The sequence below is a fragment of the Bradyrhizobium sp. 17 genome (assembly GCF_023073515.1).
Classification (GTDB): Bacteria; Pseudomonadota; Alphaproteobacteria; order Rhizobiales; family Xanthobacteraceae; genus Bradyrhizobium; species Bradyrhizobium canariense_D.
Map to the genome: position 1 here is coordinate 336177 of NZ_JADPJQ010000124.1, position 15849 is coordinate 352025.

A 15849-nucleotide genomic window follows, 5' to 3' on the forward strand; every position below is an offset into this window, starting at 1 on the left:
TCATTGCGAGGAGCGAAGCAACGAAGCAATCCAGGCTACCTCCGAGGATGCATTTCTGGATTGCTTCGCTTCGCTCGCAATGACCGGTGGAGGCGACCATGCCCCTGCAAAACCGCGTCACGCCGACCGGCGAGATCATCGCGACACCGCACCGCGGCATGTTCACCGGCAACCGCGGCATCATTCATGATCCCGCGACGAAGACGCTGCTGAAAAAGCGCTGGTCGTCGCCGGCCTGGATCACCTGCCTGTGCGAATTCCGCGGCTGGCGTCGACCCGTGATGGCGCGGCGGAGCTGGACCGAGCTGTTCTTCCTCGACGAGGCCACGGCTTTTGCCGCCGGCCATCGACCCTGCTTCTTCTGCCGCCGCGACGATGCGAAGCGCTTTCGCGTAGCATGGGAGATGGGCAACGACGCCCGCGGCATCAGCGCCAAGGCGATGGATGCCGTGCTGCATCGGGAGCGGCTCGATCGTGGCAAGAAACGGCTGCATGTGCTGCCGATGCCGCTCGCGGAATTGCCTGACGGCGCGATGGTGCAACAGGGCGATGATTGCTTCCTCCTCGCGCAGGGCAAGCCGCTGCTGTGGTCACCGGCGGGCTACGTCCTGCATACGAGCGCCCTCGATCACCCGATGCTGCTGACGCCGCCTTCCACGCTCCGCGCGATCATCGCTGGATATAAGCCCGTGCTGCATCCGACCGCCCGCCGCTAGCGCAGCGGCTTGCCGTGCTCATCCACTGTCGTCCGCGCATCGCGCAGCGCCCATTCGCGGATCACTTGGCGGCAGCGCGTCAGCTCGGCTTCGCTCGCGGCATTCGCATCCTTCGACGCACGCTCCACGATTGCTTTGCAATTGAGAAGCACGGAACGATCCTCTGCGCGCGCCGACAGCGCGAACGCGGCAAGCGCTGCAATGGTGAACGCCAGACGGATCACATCCTTAACCCAGCTTCTCGCGTGCCAGCGCGGCACCGGCGCCGAGCGCCATCAGCTTGGCTTCGGCGATCTCGCGCCGCATCGGCGCCATGCCGCAATTGGTGGTGGCGATGATGTTGCTCTTGGGTACGAATTTCGACACGGCGTCGATCACCTGCACGACATCCTCGGCCGTCTCCACCGTGTGGCTGGCGACGTCGATCACGCCGGCCTGCACGATCTTGGTCTTGAGCAGCGCAAGCAGGTCGAGCGGCACCTTCGAGTTGCGGCACTCGATCGCGACCTGCTGGATTGGGCTGGCGTCGATCGCGGGAAATATCTGCTCGTACTGCCGCCATTGCGCGCCGAGCGTTTCCTTCCAGTCGGTGTTGGCCTTGATGCCGTAGCCGTAGCAGATATGCACGGCGGTGGCGCAGGTCAGGCCCTGCGCGGCGCGCTCGAGCGCCTTGATGCCCCAATCGTTGACCTCGTCCATGTAGACGTTGAACGCGGGCTCGTCGAACTGTACGAGATCGACGCCGTCGGCCTGGAGCGCCTTGGCTTCCTCGTTCAGGAGATCGGCGAATGCAAAGGCCATCTTGACGCGATCGCCATAGTAGCGATCGGCAATGGTGTCGATGATGGTCATCGGGCCGGGCAGGGTGAATTTCAGCTTCTTCATCGTGTGCGCGCGGGCGACACGCGCCTCGTCGGCGTGGACGCGGCTCTTCAGCCGGAGCGGGGCGACGACCTGCGGCACCATCGCCTTGTAGCGATCCTTGCGGATACCCATCTCGACCTTGTGGGCGAAATCGATGCCCTCGATCTTCTCCAGGAAACCGTGGACGAAATGCTGCCGGGCCTGCTCGCCCTCAGTGACGATGTCGATGCCGGCGTCCTCCTGGACTTTGACGGCAAGCATCGTCGCATCGCGCTTGGCGCGGACGAGCTCGTCGCCTTGCGACTTCCAGGGCGCCCAGAGCATGTTGGGTTCGGCGAGCCATTCCGGCTTCGGCAAGGAGCCGGCGATCGTGGTTGGAAACAGCATGGCGGCCCTCTCGGCGGGTTATGATTGCGCCCCTTCCTGCCATGTCTTAACGTCGAGGTACAGAACAACAAAAGTCGCCTTGAAACCGGCGGCGCCGGACCGGAAACGCCATGATCGAATTCTTCTTCGACTGTTCCAGCCCCTGGACCTATCTCGCCTTCCACAACATCCAGCCGCTGGCCAGGGAGGTTGGCGCGGAGATCATCTGGCGGCCGATCCTGGTGGGCGGCATCTTCAATACGGTCAACCCAAGTGTCTACGCGCAGCGTGAGACACCGGTGCCGCTGAAGGCGCGCTACATGAAAAAGGACCTTGCCGACTGGTCGCGCTCGGCCGGTCTCGCGATCAAGATGCCACCGACGGTATTTCCGGTGAACAGCGTGAAAGCGATGCGCGGCTGCATCTGGCTCGGGCAGGAAACGGTGCCTTTCGCCACGGCGGTGTTCGAGGCCTATTGGGGCGAGGACAAGGACATCTCGCAGGATTCAGTGCTCGCCGAGATCTGCAGGAAGGTCGGCGTCGATGAGCAGAAATTCTTCGCGGGCATTTCGGGGCAGGGGATCAAGGATCAGCTCAAGGCCAACACCGAAGAAGTCGTCGCCCGCGGCGGCTTTGGCTCGCCGACGATCTTCGTCGGCAAGACCGACATGTATTTCGGCAATGACCGCCTGCCGTTGATCCGCGAGGCGCTGCTGCGCGGCAAGGCGAGCGCGGCCTGATGGTGCGGGCTGTCGTCTGCCGCGCGCTCGGTGCGCCCGAAAAATTGCAGCTCGAAGAGTTTCCGTCGCGCGACCTGAAGTCGGGCGAGGTGCGTGTCGCGATCCGTGCCGCCGGCTTGAATTTTCCCGACGTCCTGATGGCGGCCGGCGAATACCAGCTCAAGCCGGAGCTGCCGTTCACGCCGGGGATGGAGGCGGCCGGCGACGTGACCGAGGTCGGCGCAGGGGCGAGCGGCGTCGCCGTCGGCGACAAGGTCATCGTCAAGATGCGACACGGTGCCTTCACGGATGAAACCGTGGTGACGCCGTCGCAGCTCACGCCGATGCCATCGACGTTCGACTATGCGGAGGCCGCGACCTATCTCGCCGGGCACGGCACCGCCTATCACGCGCTGATCGACCGCGGTCGGGTGGCGCCCGGCGAGGTGCTGCTGGTGCATGGCGCCGGCGGGGGCGTGGGCCTTGCCGCCGTGGAGATCGGCAAGATGCTGGGCGCGACCGTGATTGCGACGGCGTCCAGCGACGAAAAGCTTGCGATCGCCAAGGCGCGGGGCGCCGATCATCTCGTGCGCTACGACCGCGAGCCGTTTCGTGATGCTGTCAAACGTATCACCGACGGTCGCGGTGCCGACGTCGTGTTCGATCCCGTCGGCGGCGAAGTGTTCGAGAACTCGATGCGTTGCATCGCCTGGGGCGCACGGCTGCTGGTGATCGGCTTTACCGGCGGGATCGGCTCAGCCAAGACCAATCTCTTGCTTATCAAGGGTGCGAGCGTGCTCGGCGTGCGCGCGGGCGAAGCGGTGCGGAAAAATCCCGCGCTCGGCGAGGTGCGCCTGAAGGCGTTGCTCCAATGGGCCGAGGAGGGCAAGCTGCGGCCCCACGTCTCGCACCGCCTGCCGCTGGAGGAGGTTGCGAAGGCGATGCGGTTGCTGATCGACCGCAAGGCGATCGGGCGTGTGGCGTTGTTGATGGACTAAGTGCCTACAAGGTCACTTGTACTCCCGCTCAGTCCACCACGGGAAATAATCCGGCATGTCGCTCGATACCTTGTTCTTGAACTGCGCGGGGCGCTTTTCCAGGAACGACACCACGCCTTCCTTCACGTCGTCGGAGCGGCCGCGGGCGTAGATGCCACGGCTGTCGACCTTGTGGGCTTCCATCGGGTCGTCAGCGCCCATCATGCGCCACATCATCTGCCGGATCAGCGCCACCGATACCGGCGCGGTCTTGGCCGCGAATTCCTTGGCGAGCGCCCGGGCGGCCGGCAGCAGATCATCGGGGGCCACGACCTTGCTGACGAGACGTCCTGCGAGGGCTTCCTGCGCCGGGAAGACGCGGCCCGAATAGCACCATTCCAGCGCCTGCGAGATGCCGACGATGCGCGGCAGGAACCAGCTCGAGGCCGCCTCCGGCACGATGCCGCGCTGGGAGAACACGAAGCCGAAGCGCGCCGCATCGGAGGCGATGCGGATGTCCATCGCGAGCTGCATGGTAACACCGATGCCGACCGCGGGACCGTTGACCGCGGCAATCACCGGTTTCAGGCATTTGAAGATGCGCAGTGTCACCTGGCCACCGCCGTCGCGCACCTGGGAATCACTGTAGTCGACCTTGCCGTCGGCGAAGCGCTTCACCGGTCCGCGACGCGCGTCGCGATCAAAGGTGTCCGCGCCCGACGAAAGATCTGCGCCCGCGCAAAACCCGCGACCGGCGCCTGTGACGATGATGGCGCGGACGTCGTCGTCCTTGTCGGCGGCGTCGAACGCGTCGATCAGCTCTCCTTGCATCTGCGCGTTGAAGGCGTTGAGCTTGTCGGGGCGGTTCAGCGTGATGGTGAGGATCTGCTCGGCGACCTCGTATTTGATCGTCTCATACGCCATGGTGGTTTCCTTCCCTGTCCTGAATTCTGTCTCGAAGAGACGTCATGCATAGCCGCCAGCGTCCGTCTTGCGCGGACTGGGCATGTGGCGGCCAGTAAGAGAACGCGGATGGCCAGTCTAAACAACAAGCCCGGCCATGACGGAGTGTATCTAATTCGCCGGCGGGCTCGGCCAGGGCTTCTGCGGCCCGCGCAGGCTCTCGAAAGCCTTGGCCATGCCAAGCACGCCGATATCGTCGAAGCGGCGGCCGACGATCTGCACGCCGATGGGAAAACCCTTGGCGTCGAAGCCGCCGTTGATGGAGATCGCCGGATTCTCCGACATATTCCATGGCACGGTATAGGCAATGTGTTCGAACGGCTTCATGGGATCGTTGGTCGGCGAGGCCCACTCCGCCGGATAATTCACGTTCGGCGCGGTCGGCGAGATCACATAGTCGAGCTCGCAGAACAGCTTTGATGCCGCAGCGCGGATTGCCATGGTCTGGTTGAAGCCCCTGATGACGTCGACGCCCGAGAGCTTCGCGCCGGACTCGCCCCACTTGAAAATGTTGGGCAGCACCTTTGCCTGTTCGGCGGGCGTCAGCTTGGACAGATCGTCCCACATCCGTGCGCGCCAGAAGCTGTCGAGCCCGTCGAGCATCTCGCGCGTGAGGATGCCGTCGACCTCGGTGACGACGGCGCCTGCGGATTCGAACGCTTTCGCCGCCTTTACCGCGACCTCGCGCACCGGTTTCTCCAGCGCGAGGCCAACGCCGGGATCGAGCATCAATCCGATGCGCAGTTTGCGCGGGGATTTCTCCGGCCCCTTCCAGTTGAGGGGCTCCGCTGGAAGGCTCATGCCGTCGCGCCGGTCGGGTTTTGCGATCACGCTCATCATCAGCGCGCAATCGTCAACGGTGCGGGTCATGGGGCCGGCGACTCGGCCGACATAGGTGGGATCGATCGGCACGCGGCCAAAGCTCGGCTTCAATCCGACGAGGCCGCACCAGCCCGCGGGCAGGCGGACCGAGCCGCCGATATCGGTGCCGAGATGCAGCGGACCATAGCCGGCCGCGGCCGCGGCGCCCGCGCCGGCGCTGGAGCCGCCGGGGTTCTTGGAGAGGTCCCAGGGATTGCGCGCGAGCGCGTGGAAGGAGGACAGCCCCGAGGACAGCATGCCGTAATCAGGCATGGTGGTCTTGGCAAAGATGATCGCGCCGGCTTCGCGCAGGCGCGCGGCGGGCGGTGCGTCCTTCTCGGCCGGCACGAGCTTGACGCTGGCCGCGCCCAGCGGCACCGGCACGCCTTTGGTCGCGATGTTGTCCTTCACCGTCACCGGCACGCCGTCGAGCGCTCCGGACGGCTCGCCCCCGGACCAGCGCGCGGTCGAGGCCTTCGCGGTCTCGCGCGCGCCGTCGGGATCGAATGCATAAAGCGCCTTGAGGTGCGGCTCCCACGCGGCGACGTGCGCGAGCACGTCTTCCAGCACCTCGCTCGGCGAGAACTGCTTGGCGCGATAGCCCGCGATCAGATCGACCGCAGAGAGATCGTGCAGCGAGGTGACTTCCTCTTCGACACCCTTTTTATGCATGGGCACCCACCGGCATCCGGGTCTCGATGATCCGGGCGAACATGCTGGCACCGATCGGCAGGATCTTGTCGTCGAGCACGAAGCCGGGATTGTGCACGGGCACCGAGCCGTCGTGGCCGACCCAGAAATAGGCGCCGGGAATGGTTTGAAGCATGTCGGCGAAATCCTCGCTGCCCATCTTCGGCTGGGCGCGGGTGATCACGTTGGCGGGGTCGACGATGGTGCGCGCGACCTCCTCGACCACCTTGGACTGCTCGACCTGGTTGACCAGCACATCGAAGGTGTCGCGGATGTCGACGTCGATCACGCACTGATAGGCGCTCGCAATGCCGGCGCAGATCGTGCGAATGCGTTCGCTGATCAGGATGCGGACTTCTTTCGAGAAAGTGCGGATGGTGCCGCAAAGATGCGCTTCGCCGGGGATGACGTTGTACGCCGAACCGGCGTGAATCTGCGTGATCGAGACGACGGCGGCCTGCAGCGGCTCGACGTTGCGGCTGACGATGGTCTGGATCGCCTGCGCCAGCGTGGTCGCGATGATCACCGCGTCCTTGGAGCGTTCGGGCATCGCACCGTGCGCGCCGTAGCCAGTGATGCGGAGGTCGAAGAAGTCGGCGCTGGCCATCGCGGGGCCGGGCAGGATCGCGATCTCGCCGTGGTTGAGGTCGGGCGCGTTGTGCAGGCCGTAGAGTTCGTCGCAGGGAAATTTCTCGAACAGCCCGTCCTTGATCATCGCGCGGGCGCCGCCGAGACCTTCCTCGGCCGGCTGGAAGATCAGGTGCACGGTGCCGTCGAAGTTCCTGGTTTCGGCGAGGTAGCGCGCGGTGCCGAGCAGCATGGTGGTGTGGCCGTCATGGCCACAGCCGTGGAAGCGGCCGGGGATTTTCGAGCTCCATTTCAGATTGGTGTTCTCCTCCATCGGCAGCGCGTCCATGTCGGCGCGAAGCCCGATACGCTTGCCGCTCGACCCCTTGCCCTTGATGACGCCGATCACGCCGGTGCCGCCGAGACCGCGATGCACCTCGATGCCCCAGCTCTTCAGCTTGTCCGCGACGATTCCGGAGGTGCGCACTTCCTCGAAGCCGATTTCCGGATGGGCGTGAAGGTCGCGCCTGATGGCAGTGAGTTCGTCGGCATAGCCGTCGATGCGGTCGATCGTGGGCATGTGTTCTGTCCAGTTAGCGTGAGGAGGGAGTGAAAATCGGGCCGTTCGGCTTGATGCGGATGCCCGGCCGCAGGCGCGTCCATGGCAGCGTGGCTGTATCCGCGGGCATCGCGCCGGGGGCGGCGCAGATCATCAGCTTTTCTGCGATCGGCTCGAAATCGGCGCGGAAGTGCACCGAGCTCTTGTTGACCAAAATCTTCTCTTCGGTCGGCTCGATGCCGACATAGCGGTACATTGCCTGGTCGGCGAGCTGCGCCTTATGCGAGGATACGACGACCCGGACATCGCCGATGCGAAGGCAGGCCGACGGGCCCATCTCCATCTCGCGGCCGCCGTAGTAGGGACCGGGCGCGATGAAGCGGCCGTCCGAAAGTTTTTCGACGACGAAGGTCGCACGATAGGGCTCGTCGCCGGGGATGCCGGACTTGCCACCGAGCGACAGCGTCACAATGGCACCGGCGCCGGCTGCATGCGCGGCTTTGGCAGACTCCGGATCATAGATCGCGCCGGTCGCGGCGCTCGCCTTATTGCGCACCAGCGCGCGCAACATCCCCGTCGTGTCGGAATCGCCGCCGGCGCCGGGATTGTCCTGGGTGTCGGCGATGATGATCGGCTTGCTGGCGCCCTTCGAGAGTTCCATCGCGTGGCGTACGCCGTCATCAGGTGACCAGATCTTGCCGTCGAAATCGTCCTCGTGGCTTTCGATCAGCTTCACGATCGCATCCGCCGCGCGGTCGGCATCGGCTTGCGTCTTGCCATAGGCGAACACGCTCGGCCCGCAATCGCGGAAATCGGCGGCGGGGAAGCCGGGCGCGAAGGACAGCGTCGGAACCGCGTCGCTCTCCAGCGCGGCAAGCTTTTCGTAGATGCCCTTGGTCGGCTGGTCGTTGGTGCACTGCCAGCTGATCGGAATCAGGAACGGCAATTGCCGGAAAGCCTTTGCGAAACGCTGCTTTGTCTTCAGAAGCATTGCGAGATATTGCGCGCAGGCGCGGCCGGTCTCGGCCATGTCGACATGGGGATAGGTGCGGTAGGCGATCAGCGCGTCCGCATGCTCTATCATCTCGGGCGTGACGTTGGCGTGCAGGTCGAGGCTCGCGACAAGCGGAATGCCCTTGCCGATGACGCGGCGCACGCGCGCGAGAATCTCGCCTTCGCCGTCGTCGAGATGTTCCGTGACCATCGCGCCGTGCAGATCGAGATAGACGGCGTCGATCGGGCCGGCGGCTGCAATGCCATCGACCATGACCTTCACGATGCGCTCGAAGGCGTCCTTGGTGACATGCGCCGAAGGGCTCGCGCCGCAGGCAATCGTTGAAATGAGTTCCCAGCCGTGGGCCTCGGCGCTGTCGACGAAACCGGCGAGGCCGACATTGATGCGGCGCATCACCTTCAGCACGTCGGGACCTTGCGTCATCGCCGGCCAGCCGCCGCCGTGCTGGAAGTCCGCGAACGTCGCCTTCGTCGGAGCGAAGGTGTTGGTCTCGTGCAGGAAGCCGCCGACGGCGATACGTGTCATCAACTCAAGTCCAGCAATTGAAAGTGCGCGACGTTAGCCCTGTGCTTGCGGCGAGAGCAAGCCGGGAAGCAATCGCGCCGCGCATGGCGTCAAGCCGTTTTGGGAATGCTTGTCGCAACTGCCGTCATTGCGAGCGAAGCGAAGCAATCCAGAATCCCTCCGCGGGGACAGTCTGGATTGCTTCGCTGCGCTCGCAATGACGAGGCGAGAGACTAGGCGCTGGCCGCCGCGCCCTCGGCCACCGGCCGGAAGTTCGCAAAATCCCAGCCGCGGCCTGGCGCTGCCTCGAGCAGGGCTCTGGTGTACGCCTCCTTCGGATGCGTCAGCACTTCGGCGGCCGGACCCTGCTCGACGACGCGGCCGTGTTGCATCACCATGACCTCGTCGCAGATCTGTGCTGCGACGCGTAGATCGTGAGTGATGAACAGGATGGCGATGCCGAGCCGCTGCTGGATCTCGTCGAACAGTTCCAGCACCTGCGCCTGCACGGAGACGTCGAGGGCGGAGACCGCCTCGTCCGCGACCAGCACGTCGGGATCGAGTGCGAGCGCGCGGGCGATCGCAATGCGCTGACGCTGGCCGCCGGAGAACTGGTGCGGATAGCGCGCGACCGCATCGGCGGGCAGGCCGACCAGCTCGAGCAATTCGCGCGCACGCTTCGTTGCGTCGGCATGCGACACGCCGTAATTGATCGGGCCTTCCGCGATGCTTTCGCCGACGGTGACGCGCGGGTTGAGCGAGCGGTAGGGGTCCTGGAATACGATCTGGATCTTCTTCCGATGCGGCTGCAACAGCCGCCGCGAAATGTCCGAGATCTCGCGGCCGGAGAGGCGCACGCCGCCCGAAGTCGGGTCGATCAGGCGGACGATGCAGCGCGCCACGGTCGATTTGCCTGAGCCGCTCTCGCCGACGATGCCGAGCGTGCGGCCCTTGCGCAGCGTCAGCGTGACCTTGTCGGCAGCGACGACTTCGCGGCCTTTACCGAAGAACGTGCGCTCGCGGTAGACCTTCCCAAGCTCGTTGGCTTCCAGCACCACCGGTTCCTTGGTCTCAAGCCGTGCCGCGCGCGGCACCAGGCTCGGCACTGCGGAAAGCAGGTTGCGGGTGTACTCCATGGTCGGATTGCGCAGGATGGAATCCAGCGTTCCGGTCTCCACCAGTCGGCCCTGCCGCATCACGGCGACGCGGTCGGCGATCTCGGCGACCACGCCCATGTCGTGGGTGATGAACAGCACTGCGGTTCCGTGATCGCGCTGGAGGTCGCGGATCAGGGTCAAGATCTGCTTCTGCGTGGTGACGTCGAGCGCGGTGGTCGGTTCGTCCGCAATGAGCAGCTTCGGTTCGAGCACGAGCGCCATCGCGATCATGATGCGCTGGCGCTGACCGCCGGAGAGTCGGTGAGGGTAGGAGGCAAAGATACGCTCGACCTGGGGCAGACGCACCTGCTCCATCATGTCGAGGATGCGCTTCTTGCGCGCCTTCGCGTCGAGTTTGGTGTGCGCGCGCAGGACTTCGTCGATCTGGCGGCCGACCGGCATCACCGGATTGAGTGCCGTCATGGGCTCCTGGAAGATCATCGCCATCCGGGTCCCGCGGAGCTGCCGCAGGCGGCGGTCGGTCGCGGTGAGAATCTCCTCACCGACCAGCTTGACGCTGCCGCCGGTGGGAACCAGCGTGCCCTTCGGCAGCAGACCCATGGTGGTCAGCGAGGTCACCGACTTGCCCGAGCCGCTTTCGCCGACGAGGCACAGCGTCTCGCGCTCGTGCACCTGGATCGAGATGCCGTCGAGGATGTTTGCAGCATTCGGCTTCTTGCCGACGGACACGACGAGGTTGTTGATGTCGAGGATCGGGCTGGTCATCACTTGATCGGTCATCATTTGCCTTCCCGCTGCTTCATGCGCGGATCGAGTGCATCGCGGGCGGCGTCGCCGATCAAATTGATGCTGAGGATGGCGATCGAGAGCAGCAGGCCCGGCCAGAAGATCAGCGTCGGCTTGAGCTGGAAGTACTGACGGCCCTCGGCCATGATGTTGCCCCAGGTCGGCGTTTCCGGCGAGATGCCGGCGCCGAGGAAGGAGAGGATGGCCTCAGTAAGGATCGCGGACGCGCAGACGTAACTGCCCTGCACGATCAGAGGTGCGATCGTGTTCGGCATCAAATGCCGCCACATGATCTTTGGCAGGGATGTGCCGACCGAGATCGCCGCTTCAACATAGGGCTCTTCGCGCGCCGACAGCACGACCGAACGCACCAGGCGTGCCACGCGCGGAACTTCGGGGATCGTGATCGCGATCAGCACCGTCCAGAGGCTGGCGCCGGACAGCGACACCACGGCGATTGCCAGCAGGATGCTCGGCATTGCCATCAGGCCGTCCATGATCCGCATCATGACGGAGTCGACCAGCTTGAAGAAGCCGGAGACGAGGCCGATCGCCAACCCAATGACGATCGACATGATCGCCGAGCCGATGCCGATCAGAAGCGAAATCCGTCCGCCATACATCACGCGCGACAGCAGGTCGCGGCCATAGGCATCGGTGCCGAGCAGGAATTGCGCCGAAGAGGGCTTCAGCCGCTGCGAGGGCGCAAGTTGGATCGGATCATACGGCGCGATCAACGGTGCCAGGATCGAGATCAGCACAACCAACGCCAGGCAGATGGTCGCCGCCGCGATGATCGGCGTCGAGGTCAGGAATCCGAGGCGCGGTCGCAGCGGCGATGTGATCGGGATGGAGGACTGGGGAAGGGTATCGACCGACATTTTTGTTGTTATCCTTAGCCCTAGTACCGGATCCGGGGATCGAGCAGCGTGTAGGCGACGTCGATCAGGAGATTGACGACGACATAGATCAGCGACGTCAGCAAGATCATCGCCTGGATCACCGGATAGTCGCGCGCCAGCACCGCATCCACCGTGAGGCGGCCGATGCCGGGGATGTTGAACACGCTCTCGGTGACGACGACCCCGGAGATCAAAAGCGCAAAGCCGGTGCCGATCACCGTGATCACGGGCACGGCCGCGTTGCGCAGCGCGTGCCGCATCATCACGGCGACTTCGTTGATGCCTTTTGCCCGCGCGGTGCGGACGTAGTCCTCCCCGAGCACGTCGAGCATCGCCGCGCGCGTCATGCGCGCGATCAAAGCGATATAGATGAAGGACAGCGCACAGGTCGGCAGGATGATGCGCTCGAAGAACGGCCCAAACCCGTTCGAGATGCTGCGGAAGCCCTGCACCGGCACCCAGCGCAGGTCGATCGCGAAGACCTCGATCAGGATGTAGCCGACCACGAACACCGGCACCGAGAAGCCGAGCACGGACAGGCCCATCACGAAGCGGTCGATCCAGGTGCCGTGCTTCCACGCCGCGATCACACCTAGGGGAACCGCGACGATGACGGCGAGGATGATGGTCGACAGCGCGATCGAGATCGACGGCTCGACCCGCTGGCCGATCATCTTCATCACCGGAAGGTTGGAGATGAGTGACGTTCCGAGATCGCCATGCAGCAGCTTGTTCAGCCAGGTGATGAACTGCACGATCAGCGGCTCGTTGAGGCCGAGCGAGGTGCGGATGCGCTCGAGCCGCTCCGGCGTGGCGTTGTCGCCGGCCAGAATCGCGGCGGGATCGCCCGGGGTGAGGCGGAGCAGGAGGAAGACGAACAGCGCCACTACGCCCATCACAGGCACGGCGGCGAGAATTCGGCGAAGGAGATATCCGAGCAAGTTGGATCCCGTCAGATGAGAGTCAAATCAGAGACAGCGGCTGGAGCCTGGGGTTCTGCCACCAGCCTAACATTTCAGCAATTCCCATGCCATCCGGGCCACCGTTTTTGCAGTGCGGTCAATTTGTTTCGGTGATCTGGCCCGGTTTTGGCGATGTGGCTCGCGCCGTTACTCCAGAGTCGCGAGCAGCCCCGCCATCAGCCGGCCGCGTTCGACCAGACTTTCAACCTCGATATACTCTTCGAGCGTGTGGCCGTTGCCGCCACGCACGCCCAGGCCGTCGAGAGTCGGGATGCCCATTGCGCCCGTGAAATTGCCGTCGGAGCCGCCGCCGGCGCTCGCATGCGGCAGTTCTGCGCCAAGCGACTTGGCGATCCCGCGCGCCCTTTCATACAGCGCCATGGTGCCGGCATCGGGCTCCCAAACCGGACGTGTCACGCCGCGCGTCACCTTGAAGGTGACATCATTGGTTGTACCGGAGAGCGCCAGCATCCTCTCGACGCCGCGATCGAGGTCAGCCTGGCGCTTGGCCATCGAAAGCGCTTCGCCGGTGGCGGTCGTGGCAACGCAATTGACCCATTGACCCCCATGCACGACGCCGACCGAAAACGTGCAGTCTTCGCCCGTCATCGCATCGATGGCGAGGATTTGCCGCGCCATCTCGCGAATCGCCGAGCGGCCCGCCGACAAGGTCGCGCCGGCGTGGCTGGGCCGGCCGGTCGCCTCGAGATTGAAGCGCGCGATGGCGTAACGTCCGGCGGTGACGCCGTTGTCGGCGCGGCCGGGCTCCGGCACCAGCACGTATCTGTTGCGCGCGGCTTCCGCCTCGATGATATCGCGCGTGGAGGGTGTGCCGACTTCCTCGTCGGGCGTGAACAGCACGGTGATCGGCAGTGGCGTCGTGAACGAGGCGCGGGCCAGTTGGCGGATGGCTTCCAGCGAAAGATAATTGCCGCCCTTCATGTCGTAGATGCCGGGGCCGTAGCACTTGCTGCCCTCGCGGCGCCATTTCAGCTTCTCGATGGTGCCCGTGGGGTGGACCGTATCCATGTGTCCGGCGATCAGGATGCCCGGTTCGCCCTGCTTCGGATGCGGAAAGCGGGCGCGGATCACGCCGCCAAAGCCCTGGCGACCGGCGATGCGCTCGATCGTCGCACCCATGATCGCCATCTCCCGCGCTGCGATATCGAGCATGCGGTTCACGGCGCTCGCGTCCCAGGTCGGGCTTTCGCATTCCACCCAGCCGCGCAGACCCTGTAGCATCGCTTCGGAATCGAAGGGAAGATTGGCTGGATTCATCTCAATGTCTCTCCAATGTCTCTTGGGCTTTGGAACATGGAACGCGCATTGCATCGGCGCGGGGCAGGACAGGCGGAGAGTGTTGTAGAGCCAAACCGATCCTTGTGGAGCCCGTGTGCGCGCCGCTTGGGCTTGCAGCGAAACCGGATTGACGCGCTCGGCACCGTCTGCAAGTCTCGAAAAGATAAAGGCATTGCATGAGGTTAGTTCGCCTAAAGAACGAACCGGATGCTCAATCAATAACCTGCCTTTGAACAGTTTCACGTCAGGAGAACTTTTTATGTTTAAGTTGATGCGCCGGGGGCCTCGCGCGTTCGCCTCCAAACTTGCGCTGTCGGTCGTCGCGCTTTCGACCGCACTGGCCTCGCCGGTGCTTGCGGCCGGCAAGACCATCACGGCGGTGATGCATTCGGATCTGCGCATCATCGATCCGATCTTCACCACGGCCTACATCACGCGTGACCATGGCTACATGATCTACGACACGCTCGTGGCGCCCGATTCGAACTTCAAGATCCAGCCGCAGATGGCGGACTGGAAGATCTCCGACGACAAGCTCACCTACACGTTCACGCTGCGCGACGGCCTGAAGTGGCATGACGGTGCGCCGGTGACGGCGGAGGACTGCGTCGCCTCGCTCAAGCGCTGGGCCGCAGTCGATGGCATGGGCCAGAAACTGCTCGACTTCACCGCCAGCATCGAGCCGACCGATGCCAAGACCATCACGCTGAAACTGAAGGAGCCCTACGGCCTCGTGCTCGACTCGATCGGCAAGCCGTCCTCCCGCGTTGCCTTCATGATGCCGAAGCGCCTCGCCGAGACGCCGCCGGACAAGCAGATCCCCGAGCAGATCGGTTCGGGGCCCTTCAAGTTCGTGCAGTCGGAATTCCAGCCGGGCGTGAAGGCGGTCTACGTCAAGAACACCGATTACGTGCCGCGCAAGGAGCCGTCGAGCTGGACCTCCGGCGGCAAGGTGGTGAAGGTCGACCGCGTCGAGTGGATCACCATGCCGGACTCGCAGACCGCGGTGAACGCGTTGCAGTCGGGCGACATCGACTTCGTGGAAAATCTGCCTTACGACATGCTCCCGTTACTGGAAGCGAACAAGGACATCACGATCGAGGTCTCGAACAAGTTCGGTTTCCAGACGCTCGGCCGGATGAACTTCCTTTATCCGCCGTTCGATAATGTCAAAGTGCGCCGTGCTGCCTTTCTGGCGATAAACCAGAAGGACGTTCTCGACGCGCTCGTCGGCAACGCCAAATATCAGAAGGTCTGTGGCGCCTTCTTCGTGTGCGATACGCCGTTCGCGACGGAGGCCGGTGCCGAGACCCTGGTGAAGGGCAACGGCATGGCCGAAGCCAAGAAGGCGCTCGCCGAATCCGGCTATGACGGCACCCCGATCGTGATCATGGCCCCCGGCGATGTCACGACGCTGAAGGCGCAGCCGATCGTTGCGGCTCAGTTGCTGCGCGAGGCCGGCTTCAAGGTCGACCTGCAAGCGACCGATTGGCAGACGGTGGTGAGCCGCCGCGCCAGTCAGAAGCCTCCGAAAGAGGGCGGCTGGAACATGTTCTTCACCAACTGGGTCGCGGCCGACGTCTCCAACCCGATCGCCAATCTCTCGATCGGCGGCCAGGGCAAGAAGGGCTGGTTCGGTTGGGCCGAGAACGCCAAGATCGAAAAGCTCAAGGACGACTTCGTTCGCGCCGCCTCGCTCGACGATCAGAAGAAGATCGCCGCTGACATCCAGAAGGAAGCCTATGAGCAGGTGATCTACATCCCGCTGGGGCAGTATCTCCTGCCGAGCGGCTGGCGCAAATCGCTGACCGGCGTGCTCGACGGTCCCGCGACCCCGCTGTTCTGGAACGTCGACAAGTCGGAGTAGGGCAAAGGCCCTTCCTTTCGTCCGGATCATCATGCGGCGCCGCTGTCATCAGCGGCGCCGCTCTTTTGCCAGTCTCGGTCCTTTGTTGACCTTACGCCGGCTGAGAAAGCGGAT

The 15849-nt window shown here is 64.3% G+C and carries 14 protein-coding genes; 4 read left to right on the top strand and 10 right to left on the bottom strand.

Features of this window, described 5'->3' with window-relative positions:
* Positions 1-98 precede the first annotated feature (98 nt).
* Positions 99-716 carry a hypothetical protein gene (locus tag IVB13_RS31745; RefSeq protein ID WP_247403907.1) on the top strand — a complete coding sequence of 206 codons (618 nt, stop codon included), beginning with the start codon at positions 99-101 and terminating at the stop codon, positions 714-716.
* On the opposite strand, the gene IVB13_RS31750 is transcribed toward IVB13_RS31745, so the two are convergent.
* Entirely contained in the window at positions 713-940 is a 228-nt protein-coding gene (locus IVB13_RS31750; RefSeq protein WP_247371605.1) for a hypothetical protein, read from the bottom strand. The two genes, IVB13_RS31745 and IVB13_RS31750, sit on opposite strands and share 4 nt — an antisense overlap.
* Before the next feature lie 4 nt (positions 941-944).
* Positions 945-1967: a methionine synthase gene (locus IVB13_RS31755; RefSeq protein ID WP_247403910.1), complete on the bottom strand. Its 1023-nt coding sequence runs from the start codon at positions 1965-1967 to the stop codon at positions 945-947.
* A 110-nt stretch (positions 1968-2077) separates the two neighbouring features.
* Between IVB13_RS31755 and IVB13_RS31760 the strand changes: the two genes are divergently transcribed.
* Both IVB13_RS31760 and IVB13_RS31765 read left to right on the top strand, forming a co-directional pair.
* Complete coding sequence (locus tag IVB13_RS31760; RefSeq protein ID WP_247371610.1) at positions 2078-2686, top strand: 2-hydroxychromene-2-carboxylate isomerase; 609 nt, start codon at positions 2078-2080, stop codon at positions 2684-2686.
* A complete protein-coding gene (locus IVB13_RS31765) occupies positions 2686-3663 on the top strand; it encodes an NADPH:quinone oxidoreductase family protein (RefSeq protein WP_247371614.1) in 978 nt (325 codons plus the stop codon). The genes IVB13_RS31760 and IVB13_RS31765 overlap by 1 nt, the downstream gene beginning before the upstream one ends.
* Before the next feature lie 12 nt (positions 3664-3675).
* Here IVB13_RS31765 and IVB13_RS31770 read toward each other — a convergent pair whose 3' ends face one another.
* From IVB13_RS31770 to IVB13_RS31805, 8 genes are all read right to left on the bottom strand, one after another.
* Positions 3676-4566, bottom strand: a complete 891-nt coding sequence (locus tag IVB13_RS31770; protein ID WP_247371617.1) for a crotonase/enoyl-CoA hydratase family protein — start codon at positions 4564-4566, stop codon at positions 3676-3678.
* Positions 4567-4716: 150 nt separating this feature from the next.
* The gene (locus IVB13_RS31775) at positions 4717-6138 is read right to left on the bottom strand and encodes an amidase (protein ID WP_247371619.1); all 1422 of its coding nucleotides are present in this window, start codon (positions 6136-6138) and stop codon (positions 4717-4719) included.
* A complete protein-coding gene (locus tag IVB13_RS31780) occupies positions 6131-7303 on the bottom strand; it encodes a M20 aminoacylase family protein (protein WP_085351102.1) in 1173 nt (390 codons plus the stop codon). The genes IVB13_RS31775 and IVB13_RS31780 overlap by 8 nt, the downstream gene beginning before the upstream one ends.
* 13 nt (positions 7304-7316) lie before the next feature.
* Positions 7317-8822, bottom strand: a complete 1506-nt coding sequence (locus tag IVB13_RS31785) for a M81 family metallopeptidase (RefSeq protein WP_247491246.1) — start codon at positions 8820-8822, stop codon at positions 7317-7319.
* A gap of 212 nt (positions 8823-9034) precedes the next feature.
* Positions 9035-10684, bottom strand: a complete 1650-nt coding sequence (locus tag IVB13_RS31790) for an ABC transporter ATP-binding protein (RefSeq protein WP_247491408.1) — start codon at positions 10682-10684, stop codon at positions 9035-9037.
* Between the two features lie 14 nt (positions 10685-10698).
* A complete protein-coding gene (locus IVB13_RS31795) occupies positions 10699-11586 on the bottom strand; it encodes an ABC transporter permease (RefSeq protein WP_018455317.1) in 888 nt (295 codons plus the stop codon).
* A gap of 20 nt (positions 11587-11606) precedes the next feature.
* Positions 11607-12548, bottom strand: a complete 942-nt coding sequence (locus IVB13_RS31800) for an ABC transporter permease (RefSeq protein ID WP_007602533.1) — start codon at positions 12546-12548, stop codon at positions 11607-11609.
* 168 nt (positions 12549-12716) lie between these two features.
* Complete coding sequence (locus IVB13_RS31805; protein ID WP_247491248.1) at positions 12717-13847, bottom strand: M20/M25/M40 family metallo-hydrolase; 1131 nt, start codon at positions 13845-13847, stop codon at positions 12717-12719.
* A gap of 280 nt (positions 13848-14127) precedes the next feature.
* Between IVB13_RS31805 and IVB13_RS31810 the strand changes: the two genes are divergently transcribed.
* Entirely contained in the window at positions 14128-15735 is a 1608-nt protein-coding gene (locus IVB13_RS31810; protein WP_247361948.1) for an ABC transporter substrate-binding protein, read from the top strand.
* Positions 15736-15849: the final 114 nt, after the last annotated feature.